At 70.5% G+C, this 18,957-nt stretch carries 17 protein-coding genes; 5 read left to right on the forward strand and 12 right to left on the reverse strand.

Going from position 1 to position 18,957, the window contains the following annotated elements:
• Positions 1 to 23: 23 nt before the first annotated feature.
• Positions 24 to 1,391, forward strand: a complete 1,368-nt coding sequence (locus tag HS104_15140; GenBank protein ID MBE7481301.1) for an insulinase family protein — start codon at positions 24 to 26, stop codon at positions 1,389 to 1,391.
• Positions 1,388 to 2,695, forward strand: coding sequence for an insulinase family protein (locus HS104_15145; protein MBE7481302.1), 1,308 nt, complete (start codon positions 1,388 to 1,390; stop codon positions 2,693 to 2,695). Before HS104_15140 ends, HS104_15145 begins: the two co-directional genes overlap by 4 nt.
• Positions 2,696 to 2,820: 125 nt before the next feature.
• On the opposite strand, the gene HS104_15150 is transcribed toward HS104_15145, so the two are convergent.
• From HS104_15150 to mazG, 4 genes are all read right to left on the reverse strand, one after another.
• Positions 2,821 to 3,468, reverse strand: coding sequence for a hypothetical protein (locus tag HS104_15150; protein MBE7481303.1), 648 nt, complete (start codon positions 3,466 to 3,468; stop codon positions 2,821 to 2,823).
• A 17-nt stretch (positions 3,469 to 3,485) separates the two neighbouring features.
• Positions 3,486 to 5,213: a phospho-sugar mutase gene (locus HS104_15155; GenBank protein MBE7481304.1), complete on the reverse strand. Its 1,728-nt coding sequence runs from the start codon at positions 5,211 to 5,213 to the stop codon at positions 3,486 to 3,488.
• Between the two features lie 89 nt (positions 5,214 to 5,302).
• On the reverse strand, positions 5,303 to 6,445 hold the full coding sequence (rlmN, locus tag HS104_15160; protein MBE7481305.1) for a 23S rRNA (adenine(2503)-C(2))-methyltransferase RlmN: 1,143 nt from the start codon (positions 6,443 to 6,445) through the stop codon (positions 5,303 to 5,305).
• Positions 6,446 to 6,510: 65 nt separating this feature from the next.
• Positions 6,511 to 7,356 (reverse strand): nucleoside triphosphate pyrophosphohydrolase, encoded by an 846-nt coding sequence (gene mazG, locus HS104_15165; GenBank protein MBE7481306.1) that lies wholly within the window; start codon positions 7,354 to 7,356, stop codon positions 6,511 to 6,513.
• 59 nt (positions 7,357 to 7,415) lie between these two features.
• On the opposite strand from mazG, the gene HS104_15170 reads away from it, so the two are divergent.
• A complete protein-coding gene (locus HS104_15170; GenBank protein ID MBE7481307.1) occupies positions 7,416 to 8,195 on the forward strand; it encodes an enoyl-CoA hydratase/isomerase family protein in 780 nt (259 codons plus the stop codon).
• 6 nt (positions 8,196 to 8,201) lie between these two features.
• Here the strand turns inward: HS104_15170 and cysK are convergent, their stop codons facing one another.
• The 4 genes from cysK to HS104_15190 are packed head-to-tail and all read right to left on the reverse strand — an operon-like array spanning position 8,202 to position 11,732.
• Positions 8,202 to 9,164, reverse strand: a complete 963-nt coding sequence (gene cysK / locus HS104_15175) for a cysteine synthase A (GenBank protein ID MBE7481308.1) — start codon at positions 9,162 to 9,164, stop codon at positions 8,202 to 8,204.
• A gap of 39 nt (positions 9,165 to 9,203) precedes the next feature.
• Entirely contained in the window at positions 9,204 to 10,130 is a 927-nt protein-coding gene (locus HS104_15180; protein ID MBE7481309.1) for a folate-binding protein YgfZ, read from the reverse strand.
• Positions 10,131 to 10,133: 3 nt separating this feature from the next.
• On the reverse strand, positions 10,134 to 10,952 hold the full coding sequence (locus HS104_15185; protein ID MBE7481310.1) for a PDZ domain-containing protein: 819 nt from the start codon (positions 10,950 to 10,952) through the stop codon (positions 10,134 to 10,136).
• 24 nt (positions 10,953 to 10,976) lie between these two features.
• Positions 10,977 to 11,732 (reverse strand): iron-containing redox enzyme family protein, encoded by a 756-nt coding sequence (locus tag HS104_15190; protein MBE7481311.1) that lies wholly within the window; start codon positions 11,730 to 11,732, stop codon positions 10,977 to 10,979.
• Between the two features lie 142 nt (positions 11,733 to 11,874).
• Between HS104_15190 and HS104_15195 the strand changes: the two genes are divergently transcribed.
• Both HS104_15195 and HS104_15200 read left to right on the forward strand, forming a co-directional pair.
• A complete protein-coding gene (locus HS104_15195; protein MBE7481312.1) occupies positions 11,875 to 12,705 on the forward strand; it encodes a class II glutamine amidotransferase in 831 nt (276 codons plus the stop codon).
• Positions 12,680 to 13,333, forward strand: a complete 654-nt coding sequence (locus HS104_15200) for a hypothetical protein (GenBank protein MBE7481313.1) — start codon at positions 12,680 to 12,682, stop codon at positions 13,331 to 13,333. Before HS104_15195 ends, HS104_15200 begins: the two co-directional genes overlap by 26 nt.
• A 16-nt stretch (positions 13,334 to 13,349) precedes the next feature.
• Here HS104_15200 and HS104_15205 read toward each other — a convergent pair whose 3' ends face one another.
• The 4 genes from HS104_15205 to HS104_15220 form a co-directional block, all read right to left on the reverse strand.
• Entirely contained in the window at positions 13,350 to 14,264 is a 915-nt protein-coding gene (locus tag HS104_15205) for a patatin-like phospholipase family protein (protein ID MBE7481314.1), read from the reverse strand.
• 105 nt (positions 14,265 to 14,369) lie between these two features.
• Positions 14,370 to 14,852, reverse strand: a complete 483-nt coding sequence (locus HS104_15210; protein MBE7481315.1) for a hypothetical protein — start codon at positions 14,850 to 14,852, stop codon at positions 14,370 to 14,372.
• Positions 14,853 to 14,943: 91 nt separating this feature from the next.
• Positions 14,944 to 16,800 carry a 3-oxoacyl-ACP synthase gene (locus HS104_15215; protein ID MBE7481316.1) on the reverse strand — a complete coding sequence of 619 codons (1,857 nt, stop codon included), beginning with the start codon at positions 16,798 to 16,800 and terminating at the stop codon, positions 14,944 to 14,946.
• Positions 16,797 to 18,956, reverse strand: coding sequence for a beta-ketoacyl synthase chain length factor (locus HS104_15220; GenBank protein MBE7481317.1), 2,160 nt, complete (start codon positions 18,954 to 18,956; stop codon positions 16,797 to 16,799). Before HS104_15220 ends, HS104_15215 begins: the two co-directional genes overlap by 4 nt.
• Between the last annotated feature and the right edge of the window lies 1 nt (position 18,957).

The raw sequence follows: 18,957 nt of genomic DNA on the forward strand, positions 1-18,957 counted from the left end.
CGGCCCGCGCTAGGTTTCGCAGCATGTCCCAGCGTGCCCGCGACAAACGCCTGGCGGAGCTCAACGCCGCTGCCCCTCCCCTCGGGCGCGTCGAGCACGTCGGCACCACCGCCTTCGGTCCGGCGCTTCGTCTCGAGCGCTTCCGCCTCGGCAACGGGCTCGAGGTGCTGCTCTGCGAAGACCACTCCGCGCCCGTCGTCGCCTACCACACCTGGTACCGCGTGGGCTCGCGGCACGAGCGTGAGGGCAAGACCGGTCTGGCCCACCTGTTCGAGCACCTGATGTTCAACGAGACCGAGAAGCTCCCCGCCGGGGAGTTCGATCGGAAGCTCGAGGAGGCGGGCGCCGAGAGCAACGCCGCCACTTGGCTCGACTGGACTCAGTACACCATCGCGGTGCCCAAGGAGCAGCTCGGCCTGGTGATCACGCTGGAGGCCGAGCGCATGTCGCACCTGGTGCTGCGCGACCCGCAGGTGACGAGCGAGAAGGAGGTGGTGGCGAACGAACGCCGCTACCGCGTGGACGACGACGTCGAGGGGTCGGTGAGCGAAGTGCTGTGGGCGACGGCGTTCCGTGAGCACGCCTACAAGTGGCCGACCATCGGCTGGATGGCGGACATCGAGGGTTTCACGACCGAGGACTGCCAGGAGTTCTACCGGACTTATTACGCGCCCAACAACGCCTGTATCGTGGTGGCCGGCGACGTGACCGAGACGGCGCTCCTCGGACGCATCCAGAGAGCGTACGGACACCTCCCGCCCTCGACACTGCCCCTGGAGGACGTGCGGCCGGAGCCGCCTCAGATCGAGGAGCGCAGGCAGGAGCTGACGAAGCCGACGGCGACCGAGAAGGTGGCGGTGGGCTACCACGCCCCGGCCATGGGGGACTTCGACCACCCCGCGCTCTCGCTCCTCTCGGAGGTGTTGTTCGGCGGCCGCGCCAGCCGCATGCACCAGCTCCTGGTGCGCAAGCTGGAGATCGCCACCGAGGTGCGCGTGTTCGTCGGCCCGTTCCGCGACCCTGGCCTGCTGGAGATCTACGCCTCGGCCCGCGGCACGTTCACGGCCGAGCAGCTGCTCGCCGCCATGGACGAGGAGCTCGCGAAGGTTCGAGCGGAGCAGATCGCCGACGACGAGATCGAGCGAGCGCGAGCCCGGATGGAGCTCTCGCTCATAGCCGGGCTCGAGACAGCGGACGGCAAGGCCTCGACCATCGGCTTTTACGACACGGTGCTGGGCAGGCCGGCGGCCGCGTTCGAGCGGCTGGAGGATCTCCGGCGCGTCACCGCGAGCGACCTCCGGCGCGTCGCGCGACGCTACCTGGCGCCCGAGCGTCGCAGCGTGATCCTGGTGCGCGCCCAGATGGGCGAGAAGAAGGAGGCTGCGGAGTGAGCGTCCGGACCATCGACCTCGGCGGCGTGAAGCTGCTCCTGGAATCGAGCCCCGCGCTGCCGTTGGTCCACCTGACCGCGGCGCTCTTGACCGGATCGCTGGAGGACCCCGAAGGCAAAGAGGGGCTCACGCGCCTCGTCGCGCGGGCCATGCGCCGGACGGGCGGCGGCCTCGGCCAGCACGAGCTCGACTCCCGCATCGACCTGCTCGGCGGGTCGCTGGGCGCCGACGTGTCCCACAGCACGGTATCGTTCTCCGGCACGGTGATCGCGCGGAACTTCGACGCCTTCCTCGCGCTGTTCACCGACGTCCTCGGGCGGCCGGGCTTCGCCGAAGAGGAGCTCGCGTTGCTCCGACGGGAGACCGAGGCGGAGGTCATCGAGTCGCGGGACAACGACCGCGCGCTCGCGCGCCGCTGGTTCGGGCGCAGGCTGTTCGCGAACCACGCCTACGGCCGCTCGGTCAGCGGACGACTAGCCAGCGTGCCCGGCATGACCGGCGCCGACGTGCGCGCGCTCTACCAGAGGCTCTGGGCCCGGCAGAATCTGGTCTTGGCGTTCTCCGGCGACATCGACGAGGCCCGCGCCCGCCAGAGTGCCGAACGCCTGCTCGCGGCCCTGCCCGCCGGCGAGCCGCGCCGTGACACGCTGGGCGATCCGACCGGACCTCGCGGGCGGCACCTGGTCCTGGTGGACAAGCCCGAGCGCACCCAGACCCAGATCCTGATCGGGGGCCTCGGCACCCACCCGCGCGATCCCGACCACATCGCGCTCCACGTCGCCAACACCGTGCTCGGCGGCACCTTCACCGCGCGGCTGATGAAGGAGATCCGCAGCAAGCGCGGCTGGTCCTACGGCGCCTACTCCAGCCTGCCCTTCGACCGCCACCGCCAGGCGTTCAGCCTGTGGACCTTCCCCAAGGCCAGCGACGCCGCCGCTTGCATCGGCGTGGAGCTCGAGCTGCTCCGGATCTGGTGGGAGAAGGGCATCACCAAGCGCGAGCTTGCTTGGGCCAAGCGCTACCTGACCCGCAGCCACGCCTTCGCGCTCGACACGGCGACCAAGCGGGTGGGCCTCGGGCTCGACTCACTGCTCTACGACCTGCCCGAGGGCTACTACGAGGGCTACCTCGACCACGTTCGGGACGTGACCCTGGAGCGCGCGAACGCGGCCATCCGGGAGCGCATCTCCCTCGACGACCTCTTGATCACGGTCGTGGGCACCGCGAGCGAGATCGAGGAGGGCGTGAGGCAGGCCATCCCAGGCCTGGGCTCACACGAGGTCATCCCGTTCGACGCGGACTAGAACCAGCTCACGCCACGACGCCACGAAACGCCACGAATTTCTCTTCGCAGAAATTGAAGAAGATCCGCTGGCTCCCGTGGCGTTCTTCTTGGCGCCGTGGCGCTCCTTCTCGTCTTCGCCTCGGCTCAGAAATAGCCCATCAGCCCAACCTGCAGGCCGAACGAACGATAGCGCCACTTGCAGTCCTCTTCGTTGTTCGGGCCGCCGCACTCCCGCTCGCCCATGAAGTCGATGTCGAAGGTGGGGCCGAGCAGGAACGCGAAGTGTTCTGCGGGCGAGATCGTGAACATCGCCTCCAGCGTCAGCGCGAACCCCGAGTGGTCGTTACGGTCGCCGTCTGGATCCGCGCTGTGATAGGTGAAGCCGCCGCGCGGCCAGAAGCCGAACACCTCCGTGAATCCGATGAAGTAGCCGACCCGCGGCGCCAGGATGAAAGCGTCACCGCCCTGCCCGTTGTCGTCGTCATCGAAATCCGCGTAGCCGAGCGCGCCGCCGATGCTGAGGGAGTCGATGACGAAGTAGTCGAAGCCCAGGCGGGGCACGTTGAACGGATAGGAGACCGCCCCCCAGCCGAAGCCGAGGCCGGAGTGATCCACCTCGTCCTCGTCCCCGTTCGGGGCTTCGTAGTCGATGGTCTGCCGGTAGAACGCGAACAGGCGCTCGGCGCCAAATGCCATGGTGCCCGACGTGCCGAAGGGCTGGGTCTGGGCGAAGGCGGCGCTCCCTCCGAGCATCACCGCCGAGAACGACAGAAATCCGATCAGCTTGCGCATGAATCCTCCGCTTCCTCTCATCCAAGGCCGACTAGGGCCGCAACCTCAGCCGCGAGCGCCTGCGCGACCCGCGTGGCTTCTTCCTCTTTGACGCTCATCCGCTCGCCCTCCCCCAAGGGGACCGAGAGATCGACGTAGATCTTGAGCTTGGGCTCGGTGCCGCTCGGGCGCACCAGCACGCGGGCGCCGCCCTCGAGCTCGAGTGCGATCAGGCTGGTCGCCGGCAACCAGCGGGGCCGCGCCTCGGCGCCGCTGCGGAAGTCCGTGACGCGGCTCACGCGTTCGTTGCCCAGGCGTTCCGGGGGCTTCTCGCTGACGAGCTGCATCGCGCGCTCGATCTCGGCCAAGCCTTCGCTCCCTGCGCGCGTGATGCTCTTCTGCACGCTGACCCAGAGACCGTGCCGGCGATACAGACGCTCGAGCCGCTCGCCGAGGCCGCGCCCCTCGCGCTGCTCGTGCGCCGCCAGATCGGCGAGCAGGAGCGCCGCGCTGACGCCGTCCTTGTCGCGAACCACCCGGCCGACCGAGTAGCCGAGCGCCTCCTCGTAGCCGAATGCGAAGCGCACGCCTTCCTGAGCCTCCAGATCCAGGGCGGCGTTCCAGATCCACTTGAACCCGGTGAGGGTCTGCTCGAAGCGCGCCCCGTAGTGCTCGGCGATGGCGCCGAGCATCGGCGACGAAACGATGCTCGAGCCGACCAACGCCCGCGGCGCTCGGAGCGCGTGCTCGAGCAGGAAGTCGCCGAGGAGCAGGCCAACCTGGTTGCCAGTGAGCTGACGGAAGCGCCCGGTGGCCGTCGGGATGCACACCGCCAGCCGATCTGCGTCCGGATCGTTGGCCAGGATCAGATCCGCCTTCTTCTCGGTCGCGAGCGCCGTGGCCAAATCGAGCGCGCCGGGCTCCTCGGGGTTCGGAAAGTGGACGCTGGGGAAGCGCCCGTCCGGCTCGGCCTGTGCCTCGACCACGTGCACGTTGGGGTAGCCGGCGCGCGCGAACGTCTCCTTGACGTAGCGCCAGCCCACCCCGTGCATGGGCGTGTAGACGATGCAGAGCTGCTGGTCGCGCTCGACCCGCGGCCGCACGGCGTCCACTTCGGCCAGGTAGCGATCGAAGAACGAGTCCGGCACCCTCTCGGCGCGGGGGTGCGAGCCGCTCAGCACCCCGGCTTCGAGCGGCACGTCCTTGGCGCTCGGCACGGCCGCGATGCGCTCGGAGATCTCGACGTCCACCGGCGGGACGATCTGCGCGGCGTTCGCCGCGTAGACCTTGTACCCGTTGTACTCCGGCGGGTTGTGGCTGGCGGTGATCACGATCGCGGCGGTGGCCGAGAGCTGGCGCGCGGCGTACGCAACCAGCGGCGTGGGCACCGGCTGGTCGAAGAAGCGCACCGGGATCCCCGCGGCGACCAGCACGCCGAGCGTGTCCTCGGCAAATTGGCGGCTCGACAAGCGTCCGTCGTAGCCGACGACTACCGGCAGCGCGCGCGCGTCCGGGTGCCGAGCCAAGAGGTAGTCGGCGAGCCCTCGGGTGGCGCGGATGACCACCGCGCGATTCATACGGGAGAGGCCCGCTCCCACCACGCCGCGCAGGCCCGCGGTGCCAAACTCGAGCGGCGCGAGCATCCGCTCGCGGAGCTCCGCCTGGTTGCCCGCGGCGATCAGCGCTTCGAGCTCGGCGCGCGTCTCGGGATCGGGGTCTTGGGCGATCCAGGCGCGCGCGGCTTCGATGCTCGGCTCGTCGGACATGCCGCGAGCATAGTGGGATCCGCGCCGGCTTAGAACCTGTGGGCACGTGTGGGACCCGGCCCGGGGGCCCGATCTGCTGCCTGTTGCCCTCAGGTCGGGCGGCGCCGTTCTCGGACCAGCTCGGACGAGAGCGCGAGCTGCCCGCACGCTGCCGAGACGTCGTCGCCGCGACGCGTGCGCAGGAAACACGACAGCCCGGCCCGGGTCAGCTCGCCGCGGAACGCCTCGACCCGGGCCTTGGGCGAGGCTCCGAGGTCCGAGGCCGTGATCGAGTTCATCGGGATCAGGTTCACCTTGACGCGCAGCCCACGCAGCGTCTGCACCAGCGCGCGCGCGTGCCCGACGGAGTCGTTGACACCTTCGATCAGGGTGTACTCGATGGTCATGCGACGACGCTTGGGCAGCGGGTAGCGGCGTAGCGCGTCGAGCAGCTCCGCGAGCGGATAGCGACGATTCATCGGCACGATGCGCCCGCGGGTCTCGTCGTCGGGGGCGTGAAGAGAGACTGCGAGACCGACCTTGCCGTCGAAGTCCTCACCCAAGCGCCGGATCCCCGGCGGGAGGCCCACCGTGCTCACCGTGATGCGGCGCGGGCCCATGTTCAAGCCGTCCTTGTGGCCGAGCAAGCGAATGGCGCGCGCGGTCTCTTCGTAGTGGTGCAGCGGCTCGCCCATGCCCATGAACACCAGGTTCCTCAGGTACTCGTTGGCTTCGAGGTAACGCCGCGCGATCAGCACCTGCGCGACGATCTCCGCTGCCCCCAGCCCGCGCACCAGACCGGCCTGTCCGCTGGCGCAGAACACGCAGCCCATGGCGCAGCCGAACTGGGTGGACACGCAGAGCGTGACGCGCTGCTTCGGCTCGTCGCCCGCGCTCTCCGGCTCGTCGCCTTCGTCCTCGACGGCCGCCCCCACGTCCGCGTCGACCTCGTCGGCGCCGGACTTGGTCATCGGGATCAGCACGCACTCGACGCGCGCACCACCGGCCAACTCGAGCACGAGCTTTCGAGTGCCGTCCGCGGAGCGATGCACCTCTGCCACCGTCGCTGGCGGCGTGAACCCACTCTCGGCGAGGCGCGTACGCAGCGCCGCCGGCAGATCGGTCATTTCGGCCGGGTCGAGCACGCCGCGCCCGTGGATGGCCCGGAAGACCTGGCCGGCGCGGTATTCACGCTCGCCGAGCTCCGCGAACAAACGCTGCCACTCCCCGGGAAGCCGCGCGACCGCGTGGATGTCTTCGGGCCCGCGGGCGCCCGTCACTCCGCCCCGCGCGCGGGCGGCGAGCTCGCTCGCCTCGCTCACGCTCCGCCTCGCTTGGCCTCTTCCCAGTACCCGTCGAGCTCGGCCAAGGGCAGCCCGGGCCCGGGCTTTCCGTCCTCGCCCTGGGGCCAGCCGCCGTGGGCCGCGCGCACACGCGACTCCACGTGCGCAAAGCGCTCGCGGAAGCGATCCGCCGACTTTCGGAGCGCGGTCTCCGCGTCGATCTGCTGGTGGCGCGCGAGGTTCACCAGCGCAAACAACAGGTCCCCGAGCTCGTGCTCGATGCGCGCCGGGTCACCGCTGGCGATGGCCTCGTCCAGCTCTCCGACCTCCTCGCCGACCTTCGCCCGTGACCCCGAGGGGTCGGGCCAGTCGAAGCCGACGCGGCTCACCTTCTCGCTCATGCGCTGGGCGCGGTGCAGGGCCGGCAGAGAGCGCGGCACTCCGTCCAGGATGCCCCTGCCCTGCTTCTCGTTGGCCTTGATGGTCTCCCAGTTCCGGAGCACCTCTTCGGCGCCGCTGACCTCGACGTTCTCGAACACGTGAGGGTGCCGGCGCACCAGCTTCTCGACCACGCCCCTGACCACGTCGTCGGGACCGAAGCTGCCCACGCGCCGGCCGAGCTCGCTCAGGAACACGACCTGCAACGCCAGGTCGCCGAGCTCCTCGGACAGCTGCTCGTGGTCGTTCGCCTCGATGGCGTCGATGACCTCGCACGCCTCTTCGAGCACGTAGCGACGCAAGGACGAGAAGTCCTGCTCGCGGTCCCAGGGGCAGCCCTCCGGCGAGAGCAGGCGCTGCATGAGCGCGACCAGGCTCGGAAAGGTCTGACCGCGCTGCTCGACCAGCGGCAGCTTCTCTGGAACGTCGAAGGGGCGACCCATGCTGGCCGGGTGGTAATTCACGGCGGAGCTTCGGGCAACCCCGGCTAAGCTCCTCGGCCATGGAACCCGTGCTTCTCGTCGAACGGAGCGGAGCCGTCGCGACCCTCACCCTGAACCGCCCCGGCACGAAGAACGCGCTGAGCCGGGAGCTCGTGCTCGAGCTCGGGCGCGCGCTCGCGGAGGTCGAGGCCGAGGAGGAGATCCGCGCCGTCGTGCTCACGGGTGCCGGCGCGGCCTTCTGCTCGGGTGCGGACCTCAAAGCCGGGATGGCGGAGTTGGCCGAGCTCAGCATGGAGACCCGCATCGACGAGTTCCACACGCTGATCCGTGCCATCGTCCACTCCAAGAAGCCGTTCGTTGCTCAGGTGGACGGAGCTGCGGTGGGATTCGGCGCCGATCTGGCGCTGGCGTGCGACCTCAGGGTGCTCTCGACCCGGGCGTACCTGCAGGAGAAGTTCGTCAAGATCGGGCTGATGCCGGACGGCGGCGGGACGTTCTGGCTGCCGCGGCTGATCGGCGTGGGTCGAGCGCTCGAGTACCTGCTCCTGGGTGAGAAGATCGAGGCGAAGCTCGCGGCCGAGCTCGGCCTGTGCAACCGCTTGGTGGAGCCCGACGCCCTGAGCTCGACCGCCAAGAGCCTGGCCGAAGCGCTCGCCGCGGGTCCCCCGCTCGCACTGGCGCAGATCCGTGCGGCGGTGCGCGAGAGTTTCCGCGGAAGCATCGACGAGGCGCTGATGCGAGAACGCACGGGTCAGCTCGGTCTGCTCGCCTCGAACGACATGCTGGAGGGCGTGATGGCGTGGGCGCAGAGGCGTGCGCCCGAGTTCAAGGGGCGCTGACGCGGGTCAGAACAGGTAGCGCTCGCCCGAGTCGCACAGGATGGTCACCACGTTGCCCTTGCCCAGCGCCTGGGCGACCTCGCAGGCCGCGTGGACGTTGGCGCCGGAGCTGGGCCCCACCAAGAGACCCTCCTCGCGCGCGATGCGCCGCGCCATGCGATCGGCCGCCACGTCACTCACGGCGACGATCTGATCGATCACGCTGCGATCGAGGATCTCCGGCACGAAGCCCGCGCCGAGACCCTGGATCCCGTGCATCCCAGGCGGCTTGCCGCTCAGGACCGCGCTCGACTGCGGCTCGACCGCGATCACCTTCACCGAGCGCCGTTCGGCCTTGAGCGCTCGCCCGACGCCGCTGATGGTGCCTCCAGTGCCGACTCCGGCCACGAACGCCGCGATGTCGCCTTCGGTCTGCTCCAGGATTTCCTGAGCCGTCGTCGCGGCGTGGCTCGCCGGGTTGTCGGGGTTGTCGAACTGACTGGGCATGAACGCGCCGGGCGTCTCTTCCAGGAGCGCCTGCGCTCGCTGCACCGCGCCGCCCATGCCGTCGAGGGCGGGGGTGAGCACGATTTCGGCGCCGTAGGCGCGCAGGATGTAGCGGCGCTCCAGGCTCATGTCCTCCGGCATCACGAGCACGCAGCGGTAGCCTCGCACCGCGGCGATCATCGCCAGGCTGATCCCGGTGTTGCCGCTGGTCGCCTCGATCAGCGTCGCGCCCGGTGAGAGCTTCCCGCTCCGTTCGGCTCCGAGCACCATGCCGAGCGCCGGCCGATCCTTGACGCTGCCCGCCGGGTTCGAGAGCTCGCACTTGGCCCACACCGTCGCCCCGCCCTCCGGGCTCACCCGCCCCAGGCGCAAGAGAGGTGTCGCGCCCACCAGCCCGAGCACGTCGTCGGCGACCCGATAGCCGCTCTTGCTGCGTCGGGCGCGGGTCGCTTCGGGTGCCTGCGCCGGCTTCTTCGAGGCCATCGACCGCACGCTACAACAGGGGCTGACAGGCCGCGACTCTCAAGGCTCCGGCCGCTCCACCACGCTGGCCGGCACCGCCCCGACGGTGAGCGGCACGTGTTCCTCCAGCGCAGCGCCCTGGACGCGAGCCAGCGCGACTACCAGCGACAGGCGCTCGCTCCAGCGTGCGTCCGTGACCTCCCCGACGGCGGTGTCGTCTCCGACCTTCACGACGGGGACCCCGCGTGCCGGAACGTCGGGGCCGCCGAGGGTCAGCGACACCAGCCGGCGCTTCACCTTGCCGCGCATGCCTTGCATGCACACGACCTCCTGTCCCAGGTAGCAGCCCTTGTTCCAGGCGACCGCCCGCTGATCCAGCGCCGCTTCGTGCGGGTTGTCGTCGAGGCCGTAGTCCACGCCGTACCGAGCGACTCCGCGCTCCAAGCGCAAGAGCTGCCAATCTTCGGCGGTCCCGAGCACCAGCGGAAGGCCGCGCGCGTGCATGGCCTCCAGCGCGTCGCCCCGCCGCCCTCGCTCGACCACGAGCGCCGCGCCGCCGAGCCCGGTCCAGTCGATGCTGCCTGCTGCTCCGGCCGTTCGAGCCGCAGCCACCTCGGCGGCCTCGCCGGCTCGCGGTCCGTGCAGGCCGAGCCAGGTGTGGGTCGCCGTCCGATCGCTGATCTCGGCGTCCTCCATCACGAGCATGCGGTCGAAGTACTCGAGCAACTCGCCGTGTTTGCCGGGCGCGACCGAGAGGTAGACGCGCTCGGCGTCAGCGACGATGTGGAGGTCGCTCATGACTTTGCCCGCCTTGCTCAGGATCAGCCCGAGCGCGCCTCGACCGGGCGCGACCTTCGAGACGTCACAAGTGACGATGCCGTTCAACCAGGTCAGCCGGTCCCGCCCCGTGACCGCCAACGTGCCGCGCTCGGCTTCATCGACGACCAGAGCGCCGGTCCGGGCAGCTTCGGCGGCAGTCGGCATCAAGGCTCACTCCAGGGGAATGTCGTCGTCGAGCATCGGGTAGATGGGGCCGTCCTTCAAGGTCAGGTCGAGGGTCGAGCCGTCGGGCTTCTTCACGGTGAGAGTGACGCCTGCCGGCGAGTTCGCGTTGACCAAGCTGCGCGCTTCTGCCTCGTCCAGGGTCTTCACCTCTTTACCCTGGATACGTATGACCTGATCGCCGCCCCGCAAGCCCGTGCGCGCAGCCGGTGACTCGAGCGCGACTCGTGTCACGAAGATGCTCTGGGAGCGAAACTCGTAGCGCATGCCCAGGCCAATCCGGGCGTGGGCTGGCTCCGCGATCATCGACAGCTTCGCGCCGCTGTCGCACTCGAGGTCGATGACACCCCGCCGCGCCTCCTCGGCGAACGCACGGATGAGCTTGACGCAGATCGGGTGGTTGTTGATCGGGTTGCTGTCCCAGAGCTCCAGGCGGACGCTGGTCCCCTTTGGGATTCGGTAGTTTGCCCGCGGCCCGTCCGGCCAGGTCGGCGTCAGCGTGTTCGGCTGCGTCGGCGTCCGGAACAGCTCCTTGTCCCCGGCCAGCACCTTGACGAACGGATCGGGCGCCGAGCCCCCGACCGCGTCCCACTTGCGGCCGTCCCGGGTCGTCTCGGGGATCGTCGCGCCCTGGATGCGGATGAAGAACAGGTCATCCGGCGGCGGCGGGGTCAACGTCTGCCCCGCCGGGACCGCGCGCGCCGGCGTCGCGACCTCCGGGTAGACCGCGGTGCACGCGAGGGCCGTGGCCCCAACCGATGCCAGGAGCAAGCGCGACGCGAACGGGCCGAAGAGACGAGGCAGCATCTTGGGCGCGGAGGCTACCACCGGTCAGGCAGCGTGGGCCAGGGTGGGACGCCCGTCCGGCCCGCGCCTGAGGCCCACCGCGGCAGCCACGTCATCGCGGTACCCCTGCCACGCCTGGAGCACCCGCTGCATCGTCTCGACCACCGCGAGACGGCGCTCGGCTTCCACGTGGTCCAGGACCACCCGCCAGGCCGCCGCGCGGTGCGAGCCCTCGACCGAGCGATGGGCTTTGGTGAGCGCGAGGCTCTGGAGCGGCAGCCCGTAGTGCAGCACGAGGGGATGTTGCTCGAGGGGCGGCTCGGGGCGGCGGGGCCGAGCGGGGTCGAGCTCGCCGCGCTCGTACGCGGTGCCCTCGACGAAGATCGTGGTCACGGCGGCTGCCGCGTCCCAGCCTTCGGTGAGGGTCACGTGATCCAGGAGCGCTCGGTAGCGGGCCGCGCCCGGTAGAAGCTCGACGTGGTCGAAACGGGCGAGCGCCATGCCGAGCCCGCGCGGGTACTCGAGGAACAGCTCGGGGTGTGGACGCCCGGCATGGAGTCCTCCGGTCTCCTCCTCGTACACGTTCTCGATCAGCTCGCGGCGCGCCGCGGGGATGGGACACGCAACGTATGCGCGCGCGACCAGCACCGGAAAGTCCCGGACGTAGGTGGCGTACTCCTGTTCCAGGTGAACGTGCAGGCGGTCTCTCGGGACCAGTCCCTGGGTGAAGCCGGACCAAGCCCAGTGGTGTTTCTGATCCATCACGCACAGGAGTCTTTCGAGGAAGGTCGCGCGGTCCATCGCCCCCAAGAGTTAGCGCGTGGCCGCGCGCGAGACGAATTTGCGGGCCCCTACCGGCCTACTGGCCGGCGGCGCAACGAATGTGTGACAACTGCCCGGAGACACCCCATGCTTGGAGGAAGAGAGTCGGTCGGAGCGCACGATGGCAAGGATGTTCGGGTTCATCGGCAATCGCGCAGACCTGGGCGCCCGAGTGCTCGAGCTGCACTCGGGGGCGCTCACCGTGCGGACTGGCCCCGGCGAGCCGCTGGGTTGGGGCATCGGCTTCTACCAGTCCGGTGAGGTGCTGCTCAGGCGCCGCCCCATCGACGATCGTCCGGTGATCGAGATGGCGGAGGCGGCTCAGGGCCTGCGCACCGACGTGCTCGTGGGACATGTGCGCCGCGCCACCGTGGGGGCCCTGCGCACCGAGAACACGCATCCGTTCCGCTACCGCTCCTGGCTGCTCGCGCAGACCGGCACCGTCCAGGGCTTCGATCGGCTGCGGGACCGCTTGCTCGAGTCTTTGCCGGAATTTTTGCGCAGAAACGTGCGCGGGGACACCGACAGCGAGCTGTTTTTCCACCTGTTCCTCTCGTTCCTGCACGACGCCGGCCAGCTCAACGACGGGCACGTCCCCACCGAGCACGTGGCGGCGGCGCTGCGTTCCTGCATCGCGCTGGTCGATCGACTGTCTGCCGAAGAGGGGCACGGCCAGAACTCCGGGGACACCCTTGTGACCAACGGCGAGCAGATGGTGGCCCTGCACCGCAACGGCGGAATGGCCTACCGGGTGCTGCGTGGGCGCTACGACATCGAGGAGCTGCTCGGCGCGGAGAGCCGCATGCACCTCCGGATCCCCGCCATCGAGAGCACCCATTTCACCCTGATCGCGTCGGAGCTCGACTTCGTTCCGCCAGGCTGGACGCCGGTCGACAGCCCGAGCATCGTCACGCTCACGCGGACGGATGACCCAGTCGTGGAACCGATATAGGCGAGCGCTCGGGCTCGGCGTCGTGCTCGTTCAAGGCGCTTGTGCCTCCGGCCGATCCGCATCGCTCGAGACGGCGAGCGCGCTCGGCAACGAGCCGCGTCGCGCGGCGGGTATCGCCGTCGACCCGGCACCCGAGCCCCCCGCTCCGACCAGCGCCGCGCACACGGAGCAGGGCGTCGTCGTGCTGCGCGCACCCCAAGACCCCGAAGCGGCGCGCGAGGTGGTGCGCGGATTCTTCCGCGCAGTCAGTCAAGGCTCGTACGGCGAGCTCGAGCCGTTCATCTCCGAAGAGGCTTGGCTCAGCGCCGGGGCGATGGCCGGGCGCCAAAAGGCTCGGCAGTACTGGCAGCTGAGGCTGTCACGACTCGACTACGCCTCTTTGGCCGGCAGCGCGGTCTTTCGAGACGGCGAGGTGGAGACGTACCGCGCCGCCGACCTCGCCGCGCTGCGCCCGCCGCGGGCGCTTGGGGTGGTCGCGCAGGGCGACGACGTCGTGGTGCGCGTGCCCATTGCCGCCCCGCGCAGCGGCAAGACGCGGCTGTTCGGCGACGAGATCGTGTTCGTGCTTCGTCCCAAGGGCAATCGCTACGCGATCGTGGACATGGCCGAGGAGTTCACGCTGCCCTGAGCGAGCAAGCCGCGGGTCAGTTCAGCCGCGCGCCCATGCGCGGCAGCTCGAATACCCCGCGCTCCTTCGCCGACGCCAGCATCCGTAGCGCGGCGCGGTAGCCACGCAGCACGAGCGATCGAGCCGCGAAGCGATTCAGGTAACCGAAACGCCCGATGTCCGGCGCGATGTCGATGAACGTGCAGCGCGGGTGGACGTGGGTGTAGAGGTCGATGCCGCGCCGCTCCTTCTCCGTCAACATGATGTTGAGCGACTGGTTCATGACGGAGAGCGGGCCGCGACGCGCCAGGCTCCGGTGCAAGCGCTCGCCCTCTGCGGGCCGGTAGATGTTCGACACGATGACGATGTCGGCGCCTGCCTCGACCGCCACGTCCGCGGAGAGGGTACGAGCGATCTCGCCATCGAGGTGGTAGCGACCGTTGATCTCGTAGGGCCGGAAGAGCCCGGGCACCGCGCAGGACGCGGCGACGGCGCGACTGATCGGGGTCTCGGAGTCGTAGCCCTTGCCGAACAGGACGCGCTCGGCACGATCGATGTCCACCGAGGTGACGATCAGGCGGTTCTCGACCTTGCGGAAGTCGTTGACCGGGAGGTGCCGGCGCAGATAGCGCTCGAGCTTGTCGAGCGAGAAGACGCCGCTCGTGAGGTAGCCGGGATCGAACAGCTGCTTCAGCGTCGGCAGCCCGAAGAACGCGTCCATGTGGAAGCGCGGGCCGTCGTGACGCCGCTTCCACGGCAACCGGTAGCCATCGAGCAGGACGTCGAGCGGGATCCCCTGCCCGTAGGTCGCTGCGACGATGGCTCCCGCGCTCGCCCCCACGAAGATGCTCGGACGGATGCCGAGCTCTTCACAGGCCTTGAGCACCCCGAGGTGCGCGATGCCGCGCGCCGCTCCCCCCGTCCCGACGAATGCCACGGTGGGCTTTTTCATGCTGACGGTACTTCCGCTGGGCCCGAGACGAGATCGAGCTCATCCATAATCTGATGGACGGAGCGACCACGCACCAACTTCCACGCTGACGCAATGTGTCAAGATCTACATGCCGGAGACGATCTTGAAGGTGTCCCCCGACGGAACCAGCTCGAGGCGGTTGTCCGCGACCACGTGGCGCCAGACATCCCCGGCGTCCGTCGGGATCTTGTAGCTGGCGCTGTAGGTGTAATCGACCATGACGATCTCTTTCCGACCTTTCCCCACACGCCGATAGCGGATCTCGTAGCGGATCCCCTTGGTCTTGGAGAAGCGGTCCTCGAGGTGCGCGCGTAGGCCGGCGTAGTCGAGGTCATCCGTGGCGTCGGTGTTGCCCCCGTCTTCGTAGTAGCTCGGGTCGGCCAGCTGCAGCAGCCGACCGATCTTCTTCTGCTCGACCGCGCGCCGGTACTCCTCGCAGAAATTGATGACCTTCCGGTTGGCGTCGGTGTCTTCGACGTCCGTGTTCGGAATGGTGGCCCCGCCGCAGCCAGCCAGGGCCAGGGGGATCAGCAAGGCGGCGAAGCGGGAAGGGGCGGAGAAACGCATGGAGAGGTTGCTCGGGGCAACGCTCGGCGTGGCCGGGCGCATTCCGGGGGCACACTGCCAAACGCCACCGGCTCCGGCAAGCTCTTCCCGCTCACGCGCGCGCTTCGGCCAGGGCCCGGCGGAGCGACGGCCAGCCGGGCGCCTCGCCCCCGAGGGCGCCCCGAGCAGCGTCCGCGGCGCCGAGCTGAGCGGCCAGGCGTGCGCGGCAGAGCGCTTGCCCCTCACCCGACCCGAGCACGACCGCCATGGCCCCGTGGGCGGGAACTGGCCACTCCGCTGCCCGCCAGAGCGCTGGCACCACGGCGACCACGTGCTCCGCCGCTATCACGACCGCTCGCTCCACCCTGCCCGCGCTCACCCAGTCGTGCGCCACGAGCAGCGCCTCGACCGCGGCGGCGGGTCCCGCCCCGACGCTGAACGATGGCCCGCGAAGGCCCAGAGCGATCGTGCACTCCCCCGCGCACAGGTTGGGCGACGTCGCCGGAAACCTGCGCGGCTCCGCGCCGCGCGTCAGGCGCCGTCGCTCGAAGTCCGCGTCGATCTCCAGCGTCGCGGCGGCGCTTCCGACCACGACGGCGGAAGCCTCCGGCAAGTCCACGAGCCGACGCACGCTCAGCGCTGCCGCGACGCACGACAGCGACAGCGGATCCATGCGCGCGAGCTTGATTGGATCGGTGAGGACACGCCCGCGGAGCTCGGCCGGATCGACGTCTTCGATCACCGACCCCACCCCGAGCAGACACACGGGCCGCGCGACCGGGTGCGCTCGCGCCTCGCTCGGAGCGCCGGGCGCCGACAGCACCAGCGCCGCGTTGGCACCGCCGAAGGCGCTCGACAGCTTCAGACATGCAGCAGCGGGACCGGACTCCGCGCGGTCGAGCAGGCGCGCAGTGAGCGCCGGCTCACGCTCGCCGCTGCCGGAGGTCGCGGGAGCCAGATCGCGTTCGAGCGCAGTGATGGCGCTCAGCGACTCGAGCGCCCCCGCCGCGCCCAGCGTGTGCCCGATGCTGGCCTTGAAGGCGTGCACCACCACGCGCGGAGCGCTCGGGCCCAGCACGGCCTCGATGGCCTTGGCCTCCGCGGCGTCGTTGTACGAGGTCCCCGTTCCGTGCGCGCTCACCAGGCCGATGGCCGCGGCGTCGAGCCCCGCATCGGCGAGCGCGAGCCGCGCGGCGGCAGCGAGCCCGGCTCCGGTGCGATCGGGCGCCGTGACGTGCTGCGCGTCGCTGCTGGCCCCAAATCCGAGCACGCCTCCCAGCGGCGCGTGCGCGCTCCGGCAGAGCGCCAAGAGAGCAGCCCCCTCACCGAGCGCGAGCCCGTCGCGCGCGCTGCGGAACGGCGCGGGGCGAGCGCTGGTGGCGCCCAGGCACTCGAAGCCCGCGGCGATGAACGACGACAGGGCGTCGTAGCCGCCGGCGATCACCAGATCGGCAACGTCCAGGGCGAGCCAGCTGAGCGCATGCCCGATGGCAAAGGTCGATGAAGCACAGGCCGCGAGCAGCTGCGTGCGGAGCTCCGGCGGCGCTCCGAGTCGGCTCGTGATCCGCCGGAGCGGGCCGAAATAAGCGGAGCTCCGGGCGAGCTCGCGCTCGATTTCGCGGCCGCTGTCCACGCGGGCGACCAGCTCCTGGAAGCTCGACATTCCGCCCCCCGAAGTGCCGACGGCCAGGCCGATGCGAAGCTGGCGAAAGTCGGGCATCCGCTGCTCGAGCTCGACGAGCAGCTGGTCCATCGCCACCTCGAGCAGCGCCGCGGCACGATCCGTCCCGGCCTCGGGGCCGAGCTCGGCCGCCCGCGCCGCAAAAGGTTTGGCGAGGCCGGCAGCTGCGAGCTCGGGGTCACGACGCACCGCGAACGGCGCAGGCTCGCCCAACTTCCCGGGATCGAAAGCGGCGGAGCCGACACCGAGAGCGGAGATCGCACCGAAGGCGACGACCAGCGCGCTCATGGGCTCGCCGCGCCTCGCGCGAAGACGAACGCGTAGGCGCGAAGGCGCCCCACCGAGACCCAGAGTGTCTCGTCCGCTTCGCCGGCATGAAGCGCGGCCACCGCGCGGGCCAGTCCGAACCCGCCGCGCGCTTCGGCCGGGACTCCCGGCCAGCTCGGCGCCTCCGCGGGGACGTCCCGCCAGCTCGAAGCCCCCACGAACTGAGCGTTTGCCTCGCCCGCGGGGCTGAATACCCGCGCTCGCGCGCCCGACGGCGGCGGCAGCTCCTCTGGTCGCGCCGCGTCCGCCCAGAAGCGCACGCGCACGTCCGAAGGGGAGCCGTGGCGGGACACCAGCACGAAGCTCGCGCCCTCACCGCGTCGCACGCTGCCGTCCAGGCCGTCGCGGTACAGGGGCGCGAGCAGGCGTTCGACGACCTCGTCGTGGGCTTCGGCCGCGCCTGCGACCATCGCGTCGGCCTGGCCGTCCTCGAGCAACGCGAGAGCGCCGCACAGCGCGGCCTCGGCCGAGGTCGCCAGATCCGCGACGGCGAGCACCGGCCCCCGCAGGCCCAGGTAGATGGCCGCGTTGCCACCCGGCGCCGAGGGCACCAGGTGCGGGAAGTCCGCGGGGCTCGCGAAGCGTGGACCACGCTCGAAGACCCGGCGCAAGAACTCCACTGAACGCTCCACGTTGCCGTACGCCGAGCCGGTGACCAAGCCCACCTGGCCGGGCGCGTCTCCCAAGCGCGAGACGACGGCGGAGGCCCCGAGCGTCACCAGGGCCGATGCCCGATCGAAACGTCGCGAGCGCGTTGGGTCCAGGTGCTCGAGCAGCGGCTCGAGCGTGCTCGCGAGCGACGTGACCCGTGCGGCCTCGGCATCTGGCAGCGCTCGTCCACCCGAGAGCGTGGTCACGGACAGCACCGAGAGCGGCGTCGCGCGGCGAGATCGCGGAGCGCGTGCCCGCTGTGGCTCCGAGAACACGAGCACGGTCCCGGTTCCGCCGAAGCCGAACGAGCTCGACAGCGCAGCGCGGATCGGCAGAGCCTCGGCGCTCCCGATCACGTGGCGGAGCCCGAGCGAGGGGTCCGGGGTGCGGAGCCCTCCCGTCGGCGGCGCGAGCCCCTCTGCGACGGCGAGCGCCGCGAAGCCCGCCTCGAGGGCACCCGCAGCGCCCAGGGTGTGCCCCACTTGTCCCTTGGACGACGAGACGCGGATCCGCGAGAGCTCGGGGCCGAGAGCGCCGGCCAACGCCCGAGCCTCGGCGGCGTCGTTCTGAAGCGTCGCCGTTCCGTGCGCGTTGACGTAGTCCAGGTCCGCCGGCCCGAGGCCCGCCCGCGCGAGCGCGCTCGTCAGCAGGCGGGACGCCGTGGCGCCGGATGGCTCGGGGTGGGTGATGTGATGGGCCTCCGAGGCCACGGCCCAGCCGTCGAGCCAAGCCAGGACGGGTGTGCCGCGGGCCCGCGCGCTCTCTTCGGACTCGAGCAACAGAAACGCCGCACCTTCGCCGAGCGTGAGACCGGCCCGCTCGGCGTCGAAGGGCCGGCACGGCTCGGGGGACATCACCCCGAGCGCGTTGAACCCGCTGAAGGTCAGCCGACACAGGGCGTCGGTACCTCCGGCCAAGACCCGCGCTGCGCGGCCGCTCTCGATCCAGCTCGCGCCGAGGAGCACGGCGTTGGCGCCGCTCGAGCAGGCGCTGCACACCGACGCCGAGTGCCCACGAGCGCCCAGGCTCTCCGCCAGACGCTCGAGCGAGGTCGACAACGGATAGGACAACAGGCGCCGCACCGCTCGCTCGGGCAAGAGCTCCGACCTCTCGACCAGAAGACGCTCGGCCTCCAGCATTCCACCGGTGGTGCCACCGACGGCGAGACACAGCCCCGCACCAGCTTCGCTCAGCCCTGCGTGGGACAGCGCCTCCCGCGCAGCCGCCACCGCCATTCGGTCGCTACGCGACCAGAGGTCTTCCTCGCCACTCGGGACGAAGCTGTCGTCGAAGCGCGGCACCTCTGCCGCCAGGGTGGAGCGTTGTCCGGTCGCGTCGAAGGCCTTCACCGGCGCGATCCCGGACTCCCCAGCGCACAGACGCGCGAACGTCGTGCGCGCGTCGCTGCCCAGGGCGGAGACCATCCCGACGCCCGTGACCGCGACGCGCTCGGCCCGGTTCGCCATG

This window comes from Polyangiaceae bacterium (assembly GCA_015075635.1).
Classification (GTDB): domain Bacteria; phylum Myxococcota_A; class Polyangia; order Polyangiales; family Polyangiaceae; genus JADJKB01.